The organism is Ramlibacter sp. (genome assembly GCF_013697775.1).
In the GTDB taxonomy this organism is placed as follows: Bacteria; Pseudomonadota; Gammaproteobacteria; order Burkholderiales; family Burkholderiaceae_C; genus Ramlibacter.
The window spans coordinates 1-2,534 of sequence record NZ_JACCWG010000077.1 but is presented as its reverse complement, the minus strand read 5'-3'; the positions used below and the strand labels follow the sequence as shown (position 1 = coordinate 2,534).

General features: G+C 69.7%; 3 protein-coding genes. All 3 read left to right on the top strand.

Annotated elements, in window-relative coordinates; translation table 11 throughout:
• Nucleotides 1-156: 156 nt before the first annotated feature.
• Genes H0U68_RS04035 through H0U68_RS04025 form a run of 3 tightly spaced genes read left to right on the top strand, consistent with a single transcriptional unit; the run spans nt 157 to nt 2,359 of the window.
• A complete protein-coding gene (locus tag H0U68_RS04035) occupies nt 157-789 on the top strand; it encodes a 2-hydroxychromene-2-carboxylate isomerase (protein WP_296352920.1) in 633 nt (210 codons plus the stop codon).
• Nucleotides 790-797: 8 nt separating this feature from the next.
• Nucleotides 798-1,655 carry a diaminopimelate epimerase gene (dapF, locus tag H0U68_RS04030; protein ID WP_296352918.1) on the top strand — a complete coding sequence of 286 codons (858 nt, stop codon included), beginning with the start codon at nt 798-800 and terminating at the stop codon, nt 1,653-1,655.
• 2 nt (nt 1,656-1,657) lie between these two features.
• Nucleotides 1,658-2,359: a DUF484 family protein gene (locus tag H0U68_RS04025; protein ID WP_296352916.1), complete on the top strand. Its 702-nt coding sequence runs from the start codon at nt 1,658-1,660 to the stop codon at nt 2,357-2,359.
• The last annotated feature ends 175 nt before the right edge of the window (nt 2,360-2,534 follow it).

Sequence of the window (2,534 nt, the reverse complement as noted above, 5' to 3'; positions counted from 1 at the left end):
GCACCCAGTTGGCCGGCGGGAAGTTCAGCCGCTGCAGGTCGGCGCGGGCGCGCGTGGCCAGGCTGGCCAGCGCGGCGGCGTCGCGCGGGCTGGCAATGGCCTGGGCGGGCACGGGCGGCAGGTCGGTGGATTGGGTCACGGGCGGATAATCCTTGCATGACGATCCAACTGGACTGCTACTACAGCCTATCGTCGCCATGGGCCTATTTTGCCGGCCCGAAGCTGCAGGACATCGTGCGGCGCCATCGCCTGGCGCTGGTGCTCAAGCCCTACGACTTCCAGGCGGTGGTGCCCAAGACCGGTGGCGTGCCCATCCGTACCCGGCCCGAACCGCGCCGCCGCTACCACGACCTGGAACTGGCGCGCTGGTCCGACTACCTGGGCATGCCCATGGTGATCCAGCCGAAGCACTACCCGCGCCACGCCGTCGCCGACCCCAACTGGAACAAGTACGCCGGCTGGATGGTGATCGCCGCGCAGCGGCAGGGGCTGGACGCGTCGGTGCTGTCGCACGCGCTGCTGCGCGCGCTGTGGGCCGAGGAGCGCGACACCGCGCAGCCGGACGTGCGCATTGCGATTGCCGACGAGAACGGCTACGACGGCCAGGCGCTGCATGCGCTGGAGCGCGATGCCGCCACGCTGGCGCAGTACCAGGCGTACACGGATGAGGCAGAGCGCATCGGTGTGTTCGGCGCGCCGACCTTCGTGCTGCAAGGCGAGCTGTTCTGGGGCCAGGACCGGCTGGACTTCGTCGAGCGCGCCCTGGGCCGCCTGCGTTCGCCCCGATAATGCCGGCCATGCGAATCCGCTTCACCAAGATGCAGGGCGCGGGCAACGATTTCGTCGTCCTGGACGAGACGCGCGGCCGGCTGGGCCTCACGCGCGAGCACTACCGGCAACTCGCCGACCGCCACTTCGGCGTCGGCGCCGACCAGATCCTGACGGTGCGGCCTTCGCCCGCGGCGGGCATCGATTTCGAATACGTGATCCACAACGCCGACGGCGGCGAGGTGGAGCAATGCGGCAACGGCGCGCGCTGCTTCGTGCGCTTCGTGCGCGACAAGGGCCTGACCGAGCGCGACAGCCTGCGCGTGCGCACGCTGTCGGGCGTGATCGAGCCGCGGCTGAACGCCGACGGCCGCGTCACGGTGGACATGGGCGCCCCGATCTTCACGCCCGCCGAGGTGCCGTTCGACGACCGCGGCCTCGCGCCGCGGCGCGACGGCGGCTGGCAGACCTGGCCGGTGGAAGTGCAGGGCCTGTCGGTGCCGCTGGCCATGCTGTCCATGGGCAACCCGCATGCGGTGCAGGTGGTGGCCGACGTGGACACGGCGCCGGTGCACACGCAGGGCCCGCTGGTCGAAAACCATGCGCGGTTCCCAAACCGCGTGAATGCCGGCTACATGCAGGTGGTGGACCGCGGCCGCATCCGGCTGCGGGTGTGGGAACGCGGCGTGGGCGAGACGCTGGCCTGCGGCACGGGCGCCTGCGCGGCCGTGGTGGCGGGCATCCGCCTGGGCCTGCTGGACAGCCGCGTGGACGTGGAAACCCGCGGCGGCGTCCTGACCATCGAATGGGCGGGCGAAGGCCGGCCGGTGTCGATGACGGGACCCGCCGTGACGGTGTTCGAAGGCGAGATCAACCTGCAGGATTGAGCATGAGCAACGACAGCAACAACCCGATCCCGCCCATCACCGAAGACGACATCGCCAATTACCTGGCCAACACGCCGGACTTCTTCCAGCGGCATGCGCAGCTGCTGGGAGCGGTCCAGCTGACCAGCCCGCACGGCAACCGCGCGGTGAGCCTGCAGGAGCGCCAGGCCGAGATGCTGCGCGAGAAGATCAAGGTGCTGGAGCACCGCATCATGGAGATGGTGCGCCACGGCAGCGAGAACATGCTGATCGCCGACCGCATCCTGCGCTGGGCGCGCAACCTGTTCACCGTGCAGTCGGGCCGCGTGCTGCCGGCCGTGCTGGTGGCGCAGCTGCAGAACGAATTCATGGTGCCGCAGGCGGCGCTGAAGATCTGGGACGTGGATGCGCGCTACGGCACCGAGCCGTTCGCGCAGGGCGTGAGCGACGATGCGAAGACCTTCGCTTCGTCCCTGACGCAGCCGTACTGCGGCGTGAATTCCGGGTTCGAGGCCGTGGGCTGGCTGGGCGATCCGGCCACCGCGATGTCGCTCGCTTTGATTCCGCTGCGTGCCGGCCCGATCCAGAGTTCGGAGCCGGCGTTCGGGATGCTGGTGCTCGCGTCTCCCGATCCGCAGCGGTTCCAGAGTGGGATGGCAACGGACTTTCTGGAGCGACTGGCGGAGCTTGCCAGTGCGGCCTTGTCGCGGATTCGTCCGCGCTGAGATGCTCTTCTTGCCGCTTCTTGTACGTCGCGGCAGGCGGTGCCCGATGAGGGCTCATGCTGTGGCGGTCGGCGCTGCGCGCCGACTTCGCTGTGCTGATCGGGCCGGAGCCGGCGCGGGCGAACTCGCTGCGCGTTTGCAGAGCAAACGCTCCGCTCAAACAGCGCCCGCGAGC